The organism is Flavobacterium sp. 38 (genome assembly GCF_057799715.1).
Window position 1 is genome coordinate 50,541 of record NZ_JBYNWZ010000015.1, and the last position, 13,502, is coordinate 64,042.

Consider the following 13,502-nt stretch of genomic DNA (forward strand, 5'->3'; position numbering starts at 1 on the left):
CTGAAATTTATAGGACCTCAATAAAGAAAATCTAATGCTCATATTACAACTGCAAACTGTAATTATATAATTGTCAACGAAATGATTTTTTTTAAATTGAATTCTTAATTTAAATTTAAAGTCATGGAAAATAATCATCAATATGCACTTATCACAGGTGCCACGCAGGGAATCGGCTATGAACTTGCAAAGCTTTTTGCCAAGGACGGCTATAATCTTGTTATTGTTGCCAGAAGCCAGAATGAACTAGATACAGTCGCTCAAGAACTAAGACTGTATGGAATTAAGGCCATTACTTCTGCGAGGGATCTTTTTATAACCGAAGAGGTTTTTGGTTTATGCGACGAATTGGAACAAAGCAATATTGAAGTCAATATTCTGGTCAACAATGCCGGGCAGGGTGTTTACGGCCTTTTTAAGGACACTGATCTTAATCGGGAATTGGATATAGTGCATCTCAATATTAATGCACCAATAATACTCGCCAAACATTTCCTTTCTAAAATGCTGCTCCGAAATGAAGGCAGAATTCTTAACGTGGCTTCGATAGCCAGTAAAGCTCCCGGTCCTTGGCAGTCGGTATACCATGGTACCAAGGCTTTTATTCTTTCCTTTTCCGAAGCGCTTCGATCTGAGCTGGAAGGCACCAACATTACAGTTACTGCTTTACTTCCAGGCCCTACAGATACAGACTTTTTCAACAAAGCTGGCATGAATGAAAGTAAAGCTGTCCAGGATAAGGACTCGTTAGCCGATCCTGCAGATGTGGCTAAAGACGGCTACAATGCTTTAATGAACAATAAGGATAGAATAATATCAGGATTTAGCAATAAATTAAAGGTGGCAATGAGCAACGTACTTTCGGACAGCTTAAGCGCAGAAGTGATGAAAGAACAGCAAAAACCAGTTAATGGAGAATAGCTAAATGAATTCTTTTCGGCATATAAAAAGCCTGCTGCTAACTGCAGCAGGCTTATTCATTATATGGCCATACAATAAAAATTTATCCTGAATACAAATAACAGTCCTGCTGCCAATAAAGCTTCTGATTCTATATTAAATACCTTACATGTAACCACGTCCGTCAGAATCACTAAGTCTTCTGAAAGTAACACTTGAAAGAATAGTTATAATTGCCAACACAATAAATGTATAATGAAAAGATTGTGCAATACTGAATCCCAAATGTTCTGATCCGAAGAAAGAAAGCACAAGACTTGCTGCAGAAACACCAAAACTAATAGAAAGCTGCTGCATGATAACGAGCATGGTATTACCGCCGCTTTTGGTATTCTCATCCAAATCCACAAGCGTGATGGTATTCATTGCCGACATTTGGATGGAAGTAAAAAAGCCATAAAAAACCATTAAAATGATATAATAACCTAATGGCGTGTCTCTTTCGACAAAACCTAAGACAATCAAAACAATTCCAAGAAGCACTGTATTGCTGACCAGTACATTTCGGTACCCTAAAACTTTTATAATACGAACCATAAAAGGCTTAATAGCCACATTAGCAAGAGCCGACGGCAGCAACAATAACCCTGAAACTGAAGCCGAATATCCAAATCCTGTCTGCAGCATAAGAGGCAGCAGTAAAGGCAGCCCTCCGATCCCCAGTCGGGTTATAAGGCTTCCAGCAAGTCCTACCCTAAGTGTTTTAATATTTAACAGTCTGAGATCAATAATGGGTTTTTCTGTTCTTTTATAATGGTAATAATACAATGCTGCAAGAGCATTAAAAAGAAACAGCCCTCCCAAAATAATAAACCAATTCGTCAGACCGCTGCTTAGGAGTTCTAAAATCATTGTAATCACGATTAATGCAAAGCTGAAATACATCAGACCACGGAAATCAAACTTACCGACGGCTTTTTTAAAATTGGGCATAATCCTTTTGGCCATCGAGATCCCAATAAGTCCAATTGGAACATTCACTAAAAAAATCCAATGCCAGGATAGATTATCGGAAAGAAAACCGCCCAGACTTGGTCCGACCACCATTCCCAAAAGACCAAAAATGGTTATAAAATTCATGGTTTTTAAAAGTTTGCTTTTGGGATATTGATATAATATGGCCAATCGCGCAATCGGCACCATCATTGAAGCGCCAATAGCTTGAAGCACGCGGGATAAATTGAACGTTAATAAGCTTCCGGAAAGTGCGCAGCATAACGAACCTGCGACAAATAAAGCAACAGCAACCATAAACATGGTCCTTGTGCCAAACTTATCTGCCAGCCAGCCCGAAAGCGGAATAAATAAAGCAAGAGTCAATGCATAAGTTACAATTACAGAATGCATTTGAGTAGGCGAATATTGCATATCCTTGGCAATGGAGGGTAGCGAAGTATTGAGAATCGTCCCGTCCAGCGATTGTATAAACATAGCCACAGCAGTAACCCATGGAAGTAAATGTACTGCCGTTCTTTTCTTCTTTTCTTTAGCGATGTTCTTTTCTTCTTTTGTAATCATGCGGAGCAATTAAAGAAACAACAGCATTATTGTCCTTTTATAAAATTCCAAAAATACAATCCCTTAAAATTACAGCTTTTTAATAAATCCCTTATATAATTAGCATCGCTAAGTTTTCATCATTGTAACTGCAAAGCTTTGGACGCTTAAAGATTTTACAAATAAATAAGCTGCATTTATACGGCAGCTTTATTTATTTATAACAGTTTTAATTTTTAGAAATCATTATTAGCATTGTCTTGAGAATCATGACCTCCCTGCTTTACAGGCTTATTATAAATCCCTAAAAGTAAAAATGGCGCTGCCCATTGTCCTACAGATAGTACGCTGTGATTTTTACCAAACATTTTAAGGCAAGCGATGTTCCCATCGATGCTAGGGACCCATACAAATAGATATCTGAATGTATTTTTTGACCTCTGTTCCTCGATTGCTTTGGCAGTTTTTCCTTCGGTTTTTTCGTTTTCTAATATTATGACAGGAAAATTTATGGGTTCTGTTTTAATACGTGCCTGATCTAAAAATGAATGTTGCTTATAAATTAAAATGCGAATTTCACGAACTAGCACAGATTTTTGCAAATAATTACAAGTAATAGTGTCTATTCGTGAAATTCGTGTTTTAATTTTTTAAGTCTCTATTTTTATTAACTGTTGGTAGATGCGCTTCCTGAACTTCCTGCCCCGCCGCTATTGTCGTTACCTCGGTTTTCGTCTCTTTCAGTTTCTTCAAACTCATCCTCATTTTCCCAGTCTCCAGTATTTGGTTTTTGAGCGGGATCTCTTTGGTTTTCTCCTTTTTCGTTTTCTTCCTTGTCAGAAAAAAACAATTCTTCTCCCGGAATTGGATTCCATTTGGGCATTTGATTTTCCCTATCAGATTGTGATTCTTTATTATTGTTGAAAATTTCCATAATGCATCTTTTAAATGATATCAAATTAAATCACTCGTTATTGTCAAAAAACCTGTAAATAGGATGGCACTTATTTAAAGGTTTTTATCTAAATCTACAGTCCATTATTCTTCACTTTCCTGATCTTCCTCAGTAGCATCAAAATTGATTGTATTGTAAGCCGCTTCTGTCAGGATAGTGTCGGCTTCTTTCTCTTCTTCTAAAGTCTGCTGCAATAAAGCCGCGGCATCTTCTTCGTTTAAAGTCAAAGCAAAAGCTGCAAGTGTTCCGTATGAAGCAATTTCGTAATGCTCAATTTTTTGAGAAGCACTGATAATTCCCGCATCACGTACAGGCCCTTGCTGAGTTTCCTCCATAATGCTTTCTCCTTCTTTGATTAAGCCTTCCATAGCATCGCATTTTTTTGCAGCCGCTTTTTCTCCCAGAATTTTAAAAACTTGTTCCAGTCTTTCCACTTGTCCTTGTGTAACCGTTAAATGTTCGTTGATCGCAGTAATTAGATTTTCTGAGGTGGCATTTTTAGCCATTTTTGGAAGCGCTTTTGTCAAAGCTTTTTCTGCCCAGTAAATATCTTTTAAAGAATCTACAAATAATTCTCTCAAACCTTCAGCAGCATCCGACTTTGCTTTTACTGTTCTTCCCTTAGATGTTGTTTTTGCGCCGCTTTGTTTTGCAGGAGCTTTTTTAGTGCTCGCTTTTTTAGTTTCTGTAGTTTTCATAATAATACTTTTTTTTAATAATTAACTTTTTCAAAATTAGGATTTAAAAAAGGTTCATTTTTATGGAATTCATTTTATGTCTTATAAAATAACAACCATAAAGCATTGTTTATGAAATAGATATTCTATAAATCCGAAAAATTATTCTATAAATATCGTATTGAAACTGTTGCTACATTTAGCTGAACTTTAAAATCTACTTATTATGATACAGATTATCGATGGGCCTGAAAATACAGCCGCCTTCAGAGCAGTAGGCGTAATAACAGCAGAAGATTATAAAAACGTGCTCGTCCCTGAAGTAACCAGATTGGCAAAAAAAATAAATGAAATCAACTTTCTACTTCTAATAGATACTGAAATCAAAAATTTCACAGCCTCTGCTTGGATGGAAGATGCTTTGTTTGGCCTCAAAAATTTAGGAAAATGGAATAGAGCTGCTATTGTAACCGATTATGAAAAAGCAATTACCTTTACAAAAGGTTTCGGCTATTTGGTACCGGGCGAATTTAAAGGTTTTAAAAAAGATGCCTTCAGCCAAGCTTTAAAATGGGTAGAAACGGGAGAAAAATAAAAACTTCTTTACAATTCATCAGCAATGGCTTCAATAAAAGAAATACTAGACAGCACTGGAAACAGGCAGCATCCTTTACCGGAACAAAAATGGAAATACTATCAGGAATGGCACCATACGGTATTTTTCCATTGGGAACTTCCCGTTTACTTTTTGGAACAATACATTCCGAAAGGACTAAAACTGGATACTTACATTAATATGGCGTGGGTTTCGCTGGCTTCATTTCAGGTAAAAAATATGAGACATCGCAACTTACCCTCACTTCCCTACCTTTCTAATTTCGAAGAAATCAATATTAGAACGTATGTGACGCGAAATGGAATTCCAGGCATTTATTTATTTTCCATTGAAACCAATAAATTAATAGAAGTTTTACTTACCAGACTTTTTATAGGTCTTCCTTATGAACATGCAACAATCAAGCGACATCACAATCAACTTTATTCAGAAAACAAAAAGCAAAATCATCTTCTTGATATAAAAATTGTAAAAAGTAAGATGCTTAAAAATAAAACAGAGCTGGATTTATGGCTGACGGAAAGGCACTCTTTATATGAAATTTGTGCCGATAAAATCTGCAGGTTTGACATCCATCATCAGGAATGGAAATTAAGAAATTTGGAAGTAAAAATACACGATATAAGATATGAGGCTGGAAAATATGCCATTAATATCTATCCGGATAAAATTCATTACGCCGTTAAAACCCAAGTCTTGCTGTGGGCTAAAAGAGAAAGCTCATAATCCATAAAATTGCACAATTGCTGATTATAAATTTTTAATAGGCCCACTCTACTTTTACTTTCGTAACAATTTTAAAATTATACATTCTGAAAAGTTCAAACACTAAAACCACAAAGAAAACTGCTGGTTCAGAGAAAAAAAACAGATAAAAAGCAAACCGCGGACAAAAGCGGGCAAACTTCAGAATCTAACAAAAAATAACTTTAAAAATTGTAATTATGAATCTAGACGAAAGAAAAAATTGCCGTCAGGATGACGCGTATTTTCAAGATGATGAAACGGGATATGAGAATGACCGCCAATATGATGATATTGATGCGCCAGACGCAGTCCATTCGATAAGTGATAACGCAGAACAAGATTATGGAAATGATTTTGCAGCCGAAGAAATAAACGGACAAAGTTTAAATCCTGACGGAGATAAATTTGATCAGAAAGATGACGATGATGATTTGGAAGACGACGATGATGGCGAATTGGATGAAGAAGATGATGTCGAATTGGATGAAGAAGATGAAACCGACACTAATCCTAACCGAAATTTATAAAAGACAAACCCGTATGAAATTTCAAACGGGTTTTAATTGCTATTTTGACTTTTACGCTTTGTAATTTTTAATCTAAAATCCAACTTCAGTAACTATTACACACTATACATATCGGTGCTTCTGGATGGTCTTACAAACATTGGCGTGGCACATTTTATGCTGAAAATTTAAAAGTGAAAGATCAGTTTTTGTATTATCAAAAAATCTTTAATACAGTGCAAATTAACAGCACATTTTATAAAATGCCTGCCGATGCCACCTTACAGGATTGGGAAAATCAAGTTTCTGAAGATTTTGTTTACGCCATAAAAGCCAACCGATTTATTACACATGAAAAAGCTGCATGATCCAGAAGACAGTCTGCTGATTTTTATGGAAAAGCTTAAATATCTAGAAAAAAACTTGGTGCTGTTTTATTTCAGCTTCCTCCCCATCTCGAATTGGATTTACAGCTGCTCGAAGATTTCTTGATGGCACTTTCTAATAAAAACCGCTATGTAGTTGAGTTTCGCATGCAAGCTGGTATGTACCCGAACTTTATCAGTTATTGGAAAAATACAGTTGTGCTTTTTGCATTTATGAGCTTGCAGGTCACATTTCGTCCATAAAGATTGCCACCGATTTTTGTATATCCGACTGCATGGCCCTACTGCCGCGAAATATCAAGGCCGTTATTCTGCTACCGTTTTAAAAGAATGGGCTGATAAATGCATCCAGTGGTTAAAAACAAAAGATATGTTTGTTTTTTTTGATAATGATGAAAAAGGAGGTGCGGCTTTTAATGCTTTGTCACTTAAAAAGCTTGTTGAAAACAGCCTTCCTATAAATCAAAATACTCTTTAAGTGTGATTTGCAGTGTAAAGATTATATAAGGCATATCCAAAATACTGTAATTATCATATCCTCATCAAAACTAATTTTAAGCCATTAATTATTGAAGTAAAAATTATGGAGAATATATCAGACTATTTTGGAAAAAACATAAAAGATAAAAGAATTTTAATTACGGGAGGAACAACAGGAATCGGAAAAGCAATAGCCGATTCATTAGTTTCCCTAGAAGCACGCGTTTTTATCTTTGGGCGCGATGTAGAAGATTTCACAAAAACATTTGATGAAATAAAATCCAAATACCCTAACAGCAATCTGTATGGTTTTACAGCAGACGTTACCCGCAAAGAGGACTTGCAGAAAATTTTTGAGGCTGTTGATAAAGAACTGGGAGGTTTGGACATTTTGATAAATAATGCTGCGCTCCCTGCCTCTGGACTTACCGAAGTTAAACTAGAAGACTGGCAATATATTTTAGACACAAACATTTCTGGTTATCTAGCATTTGCGCAGGAAGCCGCAACAAGAATGTCGGCAGAAAAATCGGGTCATATCATTAATATTGGATCTATGAGCGCCGAAACAAATGAACCCACCAGTACAGTTTATGTAGCCACAAAGGCAGCAATAAGGGGTTTTAGCGCCGCATTACGAAAAGAACTAAATCCGCTCGGAATCAAAGTCTCACTTATCGAACCAGGTGCTGTAACCAGCGATATGCAGCCAGGAACAAAGGCAGAACATCAGCAAAAGATCGATAAAATGGAAATGCTCGAGGCTGAAGATATCGCAATGAGCGTTCTTTTTACACTCTCTCAGCCAAAACGCTGCGATATAGTAACCATGCAAATTAGACCTCTATTACAGCTAATTTAAGTTTTTAAGAACTGCTTATTTTTTGTTAATTATTAAACTCATTATTTATGAATGCTAATAACAACTTAAACAACGCGCTGTAACGTCTGGAGAAAATATTTCTTTTTGGATTGATTCGACATCAATTTTAGGATTTGAGAAACCCAATCAAAACGTACAAACTGAAGTTTCATTCATTGGCGCGGGAATTGCAGGTTTGACCACAGCTTATAATCTCTTTTAAAAAAGGGAAAAAAAGTTTAGATCAAGAACCGCTACAGGTTTTGCTTGATGCAGGGGTTTTTATTTAATTTTACGGCATGAATTACGAAGACATAAAACGCCATTTTGAAAACACTCCTGCTCCAAAAGAAGTGCAATGGACACCGTGGGCAAAGATTACCGATACGCAGGTTTTCTTACGGAGCTGCTATGCCACAATCAGAAACTCTACAGGGCCTTTGGACCGATGTCCTGCATGGTGGCATCTCAGGGATTTTTATATCCTGATGAAAAAGACAGTCCAGCAGCCTGCCCAACAGAACACAGAAGAGCCTGCTGGCGAAGAGCCTGTTGGCGCGTCCTCTACAGATGCTGAAGTCGCCCTATAGGACTTGTGAAAAAAAGCCCTGCATAATAGTATGCAGGGCTTTTTTGAATCTAAATCTATTTATTTTTCAAATAGGAGAAATTCTTTCCTATCCCTTTTTGAAATATTCCAGTCCAAGCTCATTATAGATGCGAGCAGTCTTTTGAACCCCTCAAAGGTGCTGGGCTTGACGGCATACAAATCAGCTCCCAATTCATAGGACAGCTCAATATTTTCAATATTGCTGCTGGTGGAAAGCATTATTACCTTTAACTTATTCTGCCAGCCTGATGCTCTTCTTATTTCCTTGAGGCAGTCAAATCCATTTTTACCGGGCATATTAATATCCAGAAATACCATTTCCGGCATTTCTGAAGCAGTGCGCCAAAGAATATCCAAAAGCCGCTGCCCATCTTGGGCCTGCTCCACTTTAAGCTGCAAATTGAGTTCGGCAACGGCGTCCAAAAACAGCATTCTGTCATCTTCGTCATCATCTGCATGAAAAATAATCTGTCGGGGACCCTGCTGTTGCGGCATGGCTTGGAAATTTGTGCAGTTACGGAAGACAAGAATCTAAAAATCTGCAAAAGCCTTTGTGCCGGCCGTTGAAAATCGATAAATAATCGAATTATATCCGTGGGAGCGGTTAATAGCATGCAAAGATAAGTCTTTTTCCTATAAAATATTGTCAAAATCTATATTTTGCTTGAATGTTATGAAAAGAAAAGCGCATTGCACTGAACAGTTTTCACATCTAAACTCCTTTTAGCTGAAAGCCTTCCCGAAAAAGATTCCTTTAAACCATGCTGCGTAAATTCTGAATAAACATTTATCACCATAAAAACTGATTTTTAAACTCCCTGAAAAATAAGGGTTTTAAAATATTGTTATTATTTAGAACATTTATTTTAAAAAAAATGTTGCCATCTGTACTAATTTTGATCGTATAAAATGATTAAGATTATGAACCGGGCAATTGTACACATAGACATGAATACGTTTTTCGTATCCTGCGAAAGGCTTGCCAATTCCCAGCTTAACGGAATTCCATTGATTATCGGCGGAGGCGAAAGAGGTGTGGTGGCTTCCTGCTCTTATGAAGCCCGAAAATTCGGCGTGCGCTCGGCCATGCCTATCCAGATGGCGCTCAGGCTGTGCCCTCAGGCAAAAGTGATGAAAGGCGATATGGAACTCTATTCAAGGCTCTCGCACGACGTGACCGAAATAATCCAGGAGAAAGCTCCCGTGGTGGAAAAAGCCAGCATCGACGAGTTTTATCTGGACATTACCGGAATGGATAAATTCTACGGGAGCTATAAGTGGACCGACGAGCTGGCGCAGCGCATCACAAAAGAAACCGGACTGCCCCTAACCTTTGCCCTTTCAGTCAATAAAACCGTATCGAAAATCGGCACGGGCGAAGGAAAGCAGAAGCAGAACCTTGAAATCCCCGAACATCTGGTACAGGCTTTTTTAAATCCCCTTTCGGTCCGCAAAATACCGATGGTGGGCGATAAGACTTTCCAGCTGCTCTCGCGCATCGGGATCCGCACCATAAAGACCCTTTCAGAAATGCCGGCCGAATCGCTGCAGCGCATGATCGGACAGAACGGCATCGAGCTATGGAAAAAGGCTAACGGCATCGACAATAATCCGGTAGAGCCTTACACGGAAAGAAAGTCGATTTCCACAGAACATACCTTTTCTCAGGATACCATTGACATTGCGAAATTAAACCGTGTGCTGCTGGGCATGGTGGAGAAACTCTCTTACCAGCTGCGTTCCGAGGCGTGGCTGGCTTCCGCTGTAAAAGTGAAGATACGTTACGCAAATTTTGACACAGAAACAAAACAATGCCGTGTGCAGCACACTTCGGCTGATCACATACTGGCCAAAATTGTGCAGGATCTTTTTGATAAATTATACCAGCGCCGTATGAGGCTGCGGCTGATCGGAGTTACGTTCAGCGGACTGGTGCGCGGGACCTATCAGATCGACATTTTCAATGACACTGAAGAAATGCTGGCGCTCTATCAGGCCATGGACCGCATGAAGAACCGCTACGGTTTTGATGCGGTAATGCGGTGCGCAGGCGCTTCTTTCAAACCCAATGCCAAAAATGAAATTTTAAAACGCAAATCAGAGTAAATGTATCTCAACTGCCATTCCTTCCATTCCCTGCGCTATGGCACCATACCGCTTGAGGACCTGATATCCAAAGCTTCGGACTTGGGCATCACGGCTATGGCACTGACTGATATCAATACCGCCACTGGGATTTACGACTTTATAAAAGGATGCCAGGCTGCGGGCATCAAGCCCATCGTAGGGATCGAATTTCGCTCTGGGAATGCGCTGCGTTATATCGGACTGGCGAAAAATGCGGCAGGTCTTGCAGAAATGAACCGTTTTCTGACCCGGCATAATTTTGACAATACAGAACTTCCCTTAATCGCTCCAGCCTTTGAAAATGTTTTTGTCATCTATCCCTTGGAGAATGTGCCCTCTGTATTAAGGGAGCATGAGTTTATCGGCCTGCGCCCCGAACAGCGCCCTTCACTGGTTATGGGCAATTGGAAGACCAAAGCAGACAGCATGGTGGTGCTGCAGCCTGTCACCTTCCGCACCAAAACCGAATACAAACTCCATAAGATACTGCGGGCTATAGACCTGAATGTAGTTTTTTCACGCCTCTCCCAAACAGACTGCTGCAGGCAGACAGAAGTCATGGTGGGTCTGGACAGGATCCTTAAATGCTATGACGGCTACCCCCAGATCATCTCCAATACAAAAGAAATAATTGAACAGTGCCATTTTGAATTTGATTTCAAAACGCCGAAAAATAAGAAATTCTATACCAACAGCAGAAAAGACGACTTGCAGCTTCTCACCACCCTGGCCCAGCAGGGACTGGAATGGCGCTATGGAAACAATAATGCAGAGGCAAAATCAAGGATGCTGCGGGAACTCAAAGTAATTGACCAGCTGGAATTCAGCGGCTATTTTTTAATCACATGGGATATTATACGCTTCAGCAATTCTCAGGGATTCCTGCATATAGGACGCGGCAGCGGGGCCAACAGCATTATTGCCTACTGCCTTGGGATTACCGATATCTGCCCTTTGGAGCTGGATCTCTACTTTGAGCGTTTCCTGAACCTGAACCGCAAGAGCCCTCCGGATTTTGATATTGACTGGAGCTGGAAGGAAAGGGATGTTATCCTGGAATATATCTTCTCCCGCTACGGCTATGATCATGTGGCTTTCTGCGGCACCAATGTGGAATTCAAATACCGCTCCATATTCCGTGAGGTCGGCAAGGTCTTCGGGCTTCCAAAAGAAGAGCTCGACGCGCTGGCCAAAAACCCTATGGCGCTGCATCCCACCAATGAAGTGGTCCGCGAGGTGCAGCAGTATGGAATGATGCTCGAAGGATATCCCAACCAGAGAAGCATGCATTCCTGCGGCATACTCATCTCCGAGGAGCCCATTACTAATTATTCAGTTCTGGAGATGCCACCAAAGGGCTTCCCTATAGTGCTTTTTGACATGCATACGGCCGAAGATATCGGACTTGAAAAGTTTGACATCCTGAGCCAGCGCGGGATCGGGCATATTGACGACAGCGTAAAGCTTATTGAGAAGAACCGCGGCATACGCATCAACATCCGTGACACCAGGATGTCAAAAGATGAAAAGAGCTGCAACAGGTTTCTTTCCATAGGCAGAACCATAGGCTGTTTCTACATCGAAAGCCCGGCCATGAGGGGTCTTCTGCGGCGACTGAAATGCGACAATTACAAAACCCTTGTGGCCGCCTCATCCATCATACGTCCCGGAGTGGCACAGTCTGGAATGATGAAAGAGTATATCTTCAGGCACAACCATCCCGACAGGTTTGAATATTTCCATCCCGTATTCCAGCAGCAGCTCGGGGAAACCTACGGCATTATGGTATATCAGGAAGATGTGATCAAGATTGCCCAGCACTATGGAGGCCTTACTGCTGCTGACGGGGATATCCTCCGGCGTGCCATGTCAGGAAAAGGGCGTTCCAAAGCCGCACTGCAGAAGGTAAAGGATAACTTCTTTGAATCCTGCAGGGCCCAAGGGCATCCCATCGCGCTGAGCGCTGAAATATACCGCCAGATCGAGTCCTTTGCAGGCTATTCCTTCTGTAAGGCGCACTCGGCTTCCTATGCCGTGGAAAGCTATCAGAGCCTGTATCTGAAGGTGCATTATCCAATCGAGTTTATGGTGGCAGTGATCAACAATCAGGGCGGTTTCTACCGCACCGAAGTATATGTGCATGAAGCTAGGATGTCTGGGGCCACCGTGCACAATCCCTGTGTGAATAAAAGTGAAATCCAAACCACTCTGTATGGCTCTGATGTATATCTGGGTTTTATGCATCTGCAGGGCCTGGAATCCAAAACAGCGCTTCTCATTCAGCAGGAACGCGAAAAAAACGGGCTGTACAAATCTCTTGAGGATTTTATCAACCGCATAGCAATCGGAATCGAAGCCATACAGATCCTGATTTTCATCGGCGCGTTCCGGTTCACCGGCAAGACAAAAAACCAGCTGCTGGTAATTACCCGCCTAATTCTGGTAAACTTTAAACCCCTTACCCCGCTGCTGCTTGAGCAGCCTGTGAAGGAATTTATACTGCCGCAGCTGGAGCGCTCCGCTTTTGAAGATGCTTTTGATGAGATCGAACTGCTGGGTTTCCCTGTCTCGTGTTCCCCTTTTGATCTGCTTCAGACCCCTTTCAGGGGCAATGTGATGGCGCAAGACCTTTTGGCCCATCATAAAAAACAGGTGCGGATGCTCGCCTATCTGATCTCGCGCAAGCATGTGCCCACAAAGATGGGCGCTATGTATTTCGGCACCTGGATAGATGCCAGAGGGGATATGTTTGATACGGCGCATTTCACAGACAGCCTCTCGGCATACCCTTTTCAGGGAGGGGGATGCTACCTGCTGCTGGGCAATGTCGAGGTGGATTACCATTTCCCAACCATAACGGTCATAAAGATGGCTAAAATGCCTTTTATACCCGATCCGCGTTATGAGCATGAGAACGATTGGAAATACAGGGCCCAGCAGAAAATACGCGAGGATGTGAGCATGACCCATCGCGCACCCTATCCGCAGGAACATGAAATCAATATCCCGCGGCTTAAAATGAGCAGCGGACAGGATTCCTCCGGGATTCCGGCAGTCTGAGTATAACCAGAAAACTAAA

14 protein-coding genes and 1 pseudogene are annotated in these 13,502 nt (G+C 40.6%); 10 read left to right on the plus strand and 5 right to left on the minus strand.

What is annotated here, in order from left to right:
• Window positions 1–123: 123 nt before the first annotated feature.
• Window positions 124–921: an SDR family NAD(P)-dependent oxidoreductase gene (locus AC3E9W_RS22010; RefSeq protein ID WP_488770050.1), complete on the plus strand. Its 798-nt coding sequence runs from the start codon at window positions 124–126 to the stop codon at window positions 919–921.
• Between the two features lie 144 nt (window positions 922–1,065).
• On the opposite strand, the gene AC3E9W_RS22015 is transcribed toward AC3E9W_RS22010, so the two are convergent.
• From AC3E9W_RS22015 to AC3E9W_RS22030, 4 genes are all read right to left on the minus strand, one after another.
• Complete coding sequence (locus AC3E9W_RS22015) at window positions 1,066–2,478, minus strand: MFS transporter (RefSeq protein ID WP_488770079.1); 1,413 nt, start codon at window positions 2,476–2,478, stop codon at window positions 1,066–1,068.
• Window positions 2,479–2,693: 215 nt separating this feature from the next.
• Window positions 2,694–3,047 carry a hypothetical protein gene (locus tag AC3E9W_RS22020; protein WP_488770051.1) on the minus strand — a complete coding sequence of 118 codons (354 nt, stop codon included), beginning with the start codon at window positions 3,045–3,047 and terminating at the stop codon, window positions 2,694–2,696.
• A 77-nt stretch (window positions 3,048–3,124) separates the two neighbouring features.
• On the minus strand, window positions 3,125–3,391 hold the full coding sequence (locus tag AC3E9W_RS22025; protein WP_306157308.1) for a hypothetical protein: 267 nt from the start codon (window positions 3,389–3,391) through the stop codon (window positions 3,125–3,127).
• A 104-nt stretch (window positions 3,392–3,495) separates the two neighbouring features.
• Window positions 3,496–4,110: a YciE/YciF ferroxidase family protein gene (locus AC3E9W_RS22030; protein WP_488770052.1), complete on the minus strand. Its 615-nt coding sequence runs from the start codon at window positions 4,108–4,110 to the stop codon at window positions 3,496–3,498.
• Window positions 4,111–4,315: 205 nt separating this feature from the next.
• On the opposite strand from AC3E9W_RS22030, the gene AC3E9W_RS22035 reads away from it, so the two are divergent.
• The 7 genes and pseudogenes from AC3E9W_RS22035 (at window position 4,316) to AC3E9W_RS22065 (ending at window position 8,276) form a co-directional block, all read left to right on the plus strand.
• On the plus strand, window positions 4,316–4,684 hold the full coding sequence (locus tag AC3E9W_RS22035) for a SpoIIAA family protein (protein ID WP_488770053.1): 369 nt from the start codon (window positions 4,316–4,318) through the stop codon (window positions 4,682–4,684).
• 24 nt (window positions 4,685–4,708) lie between these two features.
• On the plus strand, window positions 4,709–5,431 hold the full coding sequence (locus AC3E9W_RS22040) for a YqjF family protein (RefSeq protein WP_488770054.1): 723 nt from the start codon (window positions 4,709–4,711) through the stop codon (window positions 5,429–5,431).
• Window positions 5,432–5,649: 218 nt separating this feature from the next.
• On the plus strand, window positions 5,650–5,979 hold the full coding sequence (locus AC3E9W_RS22045) for a hypothetical protein (protein ID WP_488770055.1): 330 nt from the start codon (window positions 5,650–5,652) through the stop codon (window positions 5,977–5,979).
• A 110-nt stretch (window positions 5,980–6,089) separates the two neighbouring features.
• Window positions 6,090–6,587 (plus strand): annotated as a pseudogene (locus tag AC3E9W_RS22050) (DUF72 domain-containing protein).
• Window positions 6,588–6,603: 16 nt separating this feature from the next.
• The gene (locus AC3E9W_RS22055) at window positions 6,604–6,822 is read left to right on the plus strand and encodes a DUF72 domain-containing protein (protein ID WP_488770056.1); all 219 of its coding nucleotides are present in this window, start codon (window positions 6,604–6,606) and stop codon (window positions 6,820–6,822) included.
• Between the two features lie 105 nt (window positions 6,823–6,927).
• Window positions 6,928–7,686, plus strand: coding sequence for an SDR family oxidoreductase (locus AC3E9W_RS22060; protein WP_488770057.1), 759 nt, complete (start codon window positions 6,928–6,930; stop codon window positions 7,684–7,686).
• A 299-nt stretch (window positions 7,687–7,985) separates the two neighbouring features.
• Window positions 7,986–8,276, plus strand: a complete 291-nt coding sequence (locus AC3E9W_RS22065) for a DUF6965 family protein (protein WP_488770058.1) — start codon at window positions 7,986–7,988, stop codon at window positions 8,274–8,276.
• A 59-nt stretch (window positions 8,277–8,335) separates the two neighbouring features.
• Here AC3E9W_RS22065 and AC3E9W_RS22070 read toward each other — a convergent pair whose 3' ends face one another.
• Window positions 8,336–8,791, minus strand: a complete 456-nt coding sequence (locus AC3E9W_RS22070) for a response regulator (protein WP_488770059.1) — start codon at window positions 8,789–8,791, stop codon at window positions 8,336–8,338.
• 426 nt (window positions 8,792–9,217) lie between these two features.
• Here AC3E9W_RS22070 and dinB point away from each other — a divergent pair, with 426 nt between their 5' ends.
• Window positions 9,218–10,402: a DNA polymerase IV gene (gene dinB, locus AC3E9W_RS22075; protein ID WP_488770080.1), complete on the plus strand. Its 1,185-nt coding sequence runs from the start codon at window positions 9,218–9,220 to the stop codon at window positions 10,400–10,402.
• Window positions 10,403–13,483 carry a DNA polymerase III subunit alpha gene (locus AC3E9W_RS22080; protein WP_488770060.1) on the plus strand — a complete coding sequence of 1,027 codons (3,081 nt, stop codon included), beginning with the start codon at window positions 10,403–10,405 and terminating at the stop codon, window positions 13,481–13,483.
• Window positions 13,484–13,502 lie beyond the last annotated feature (19 nt).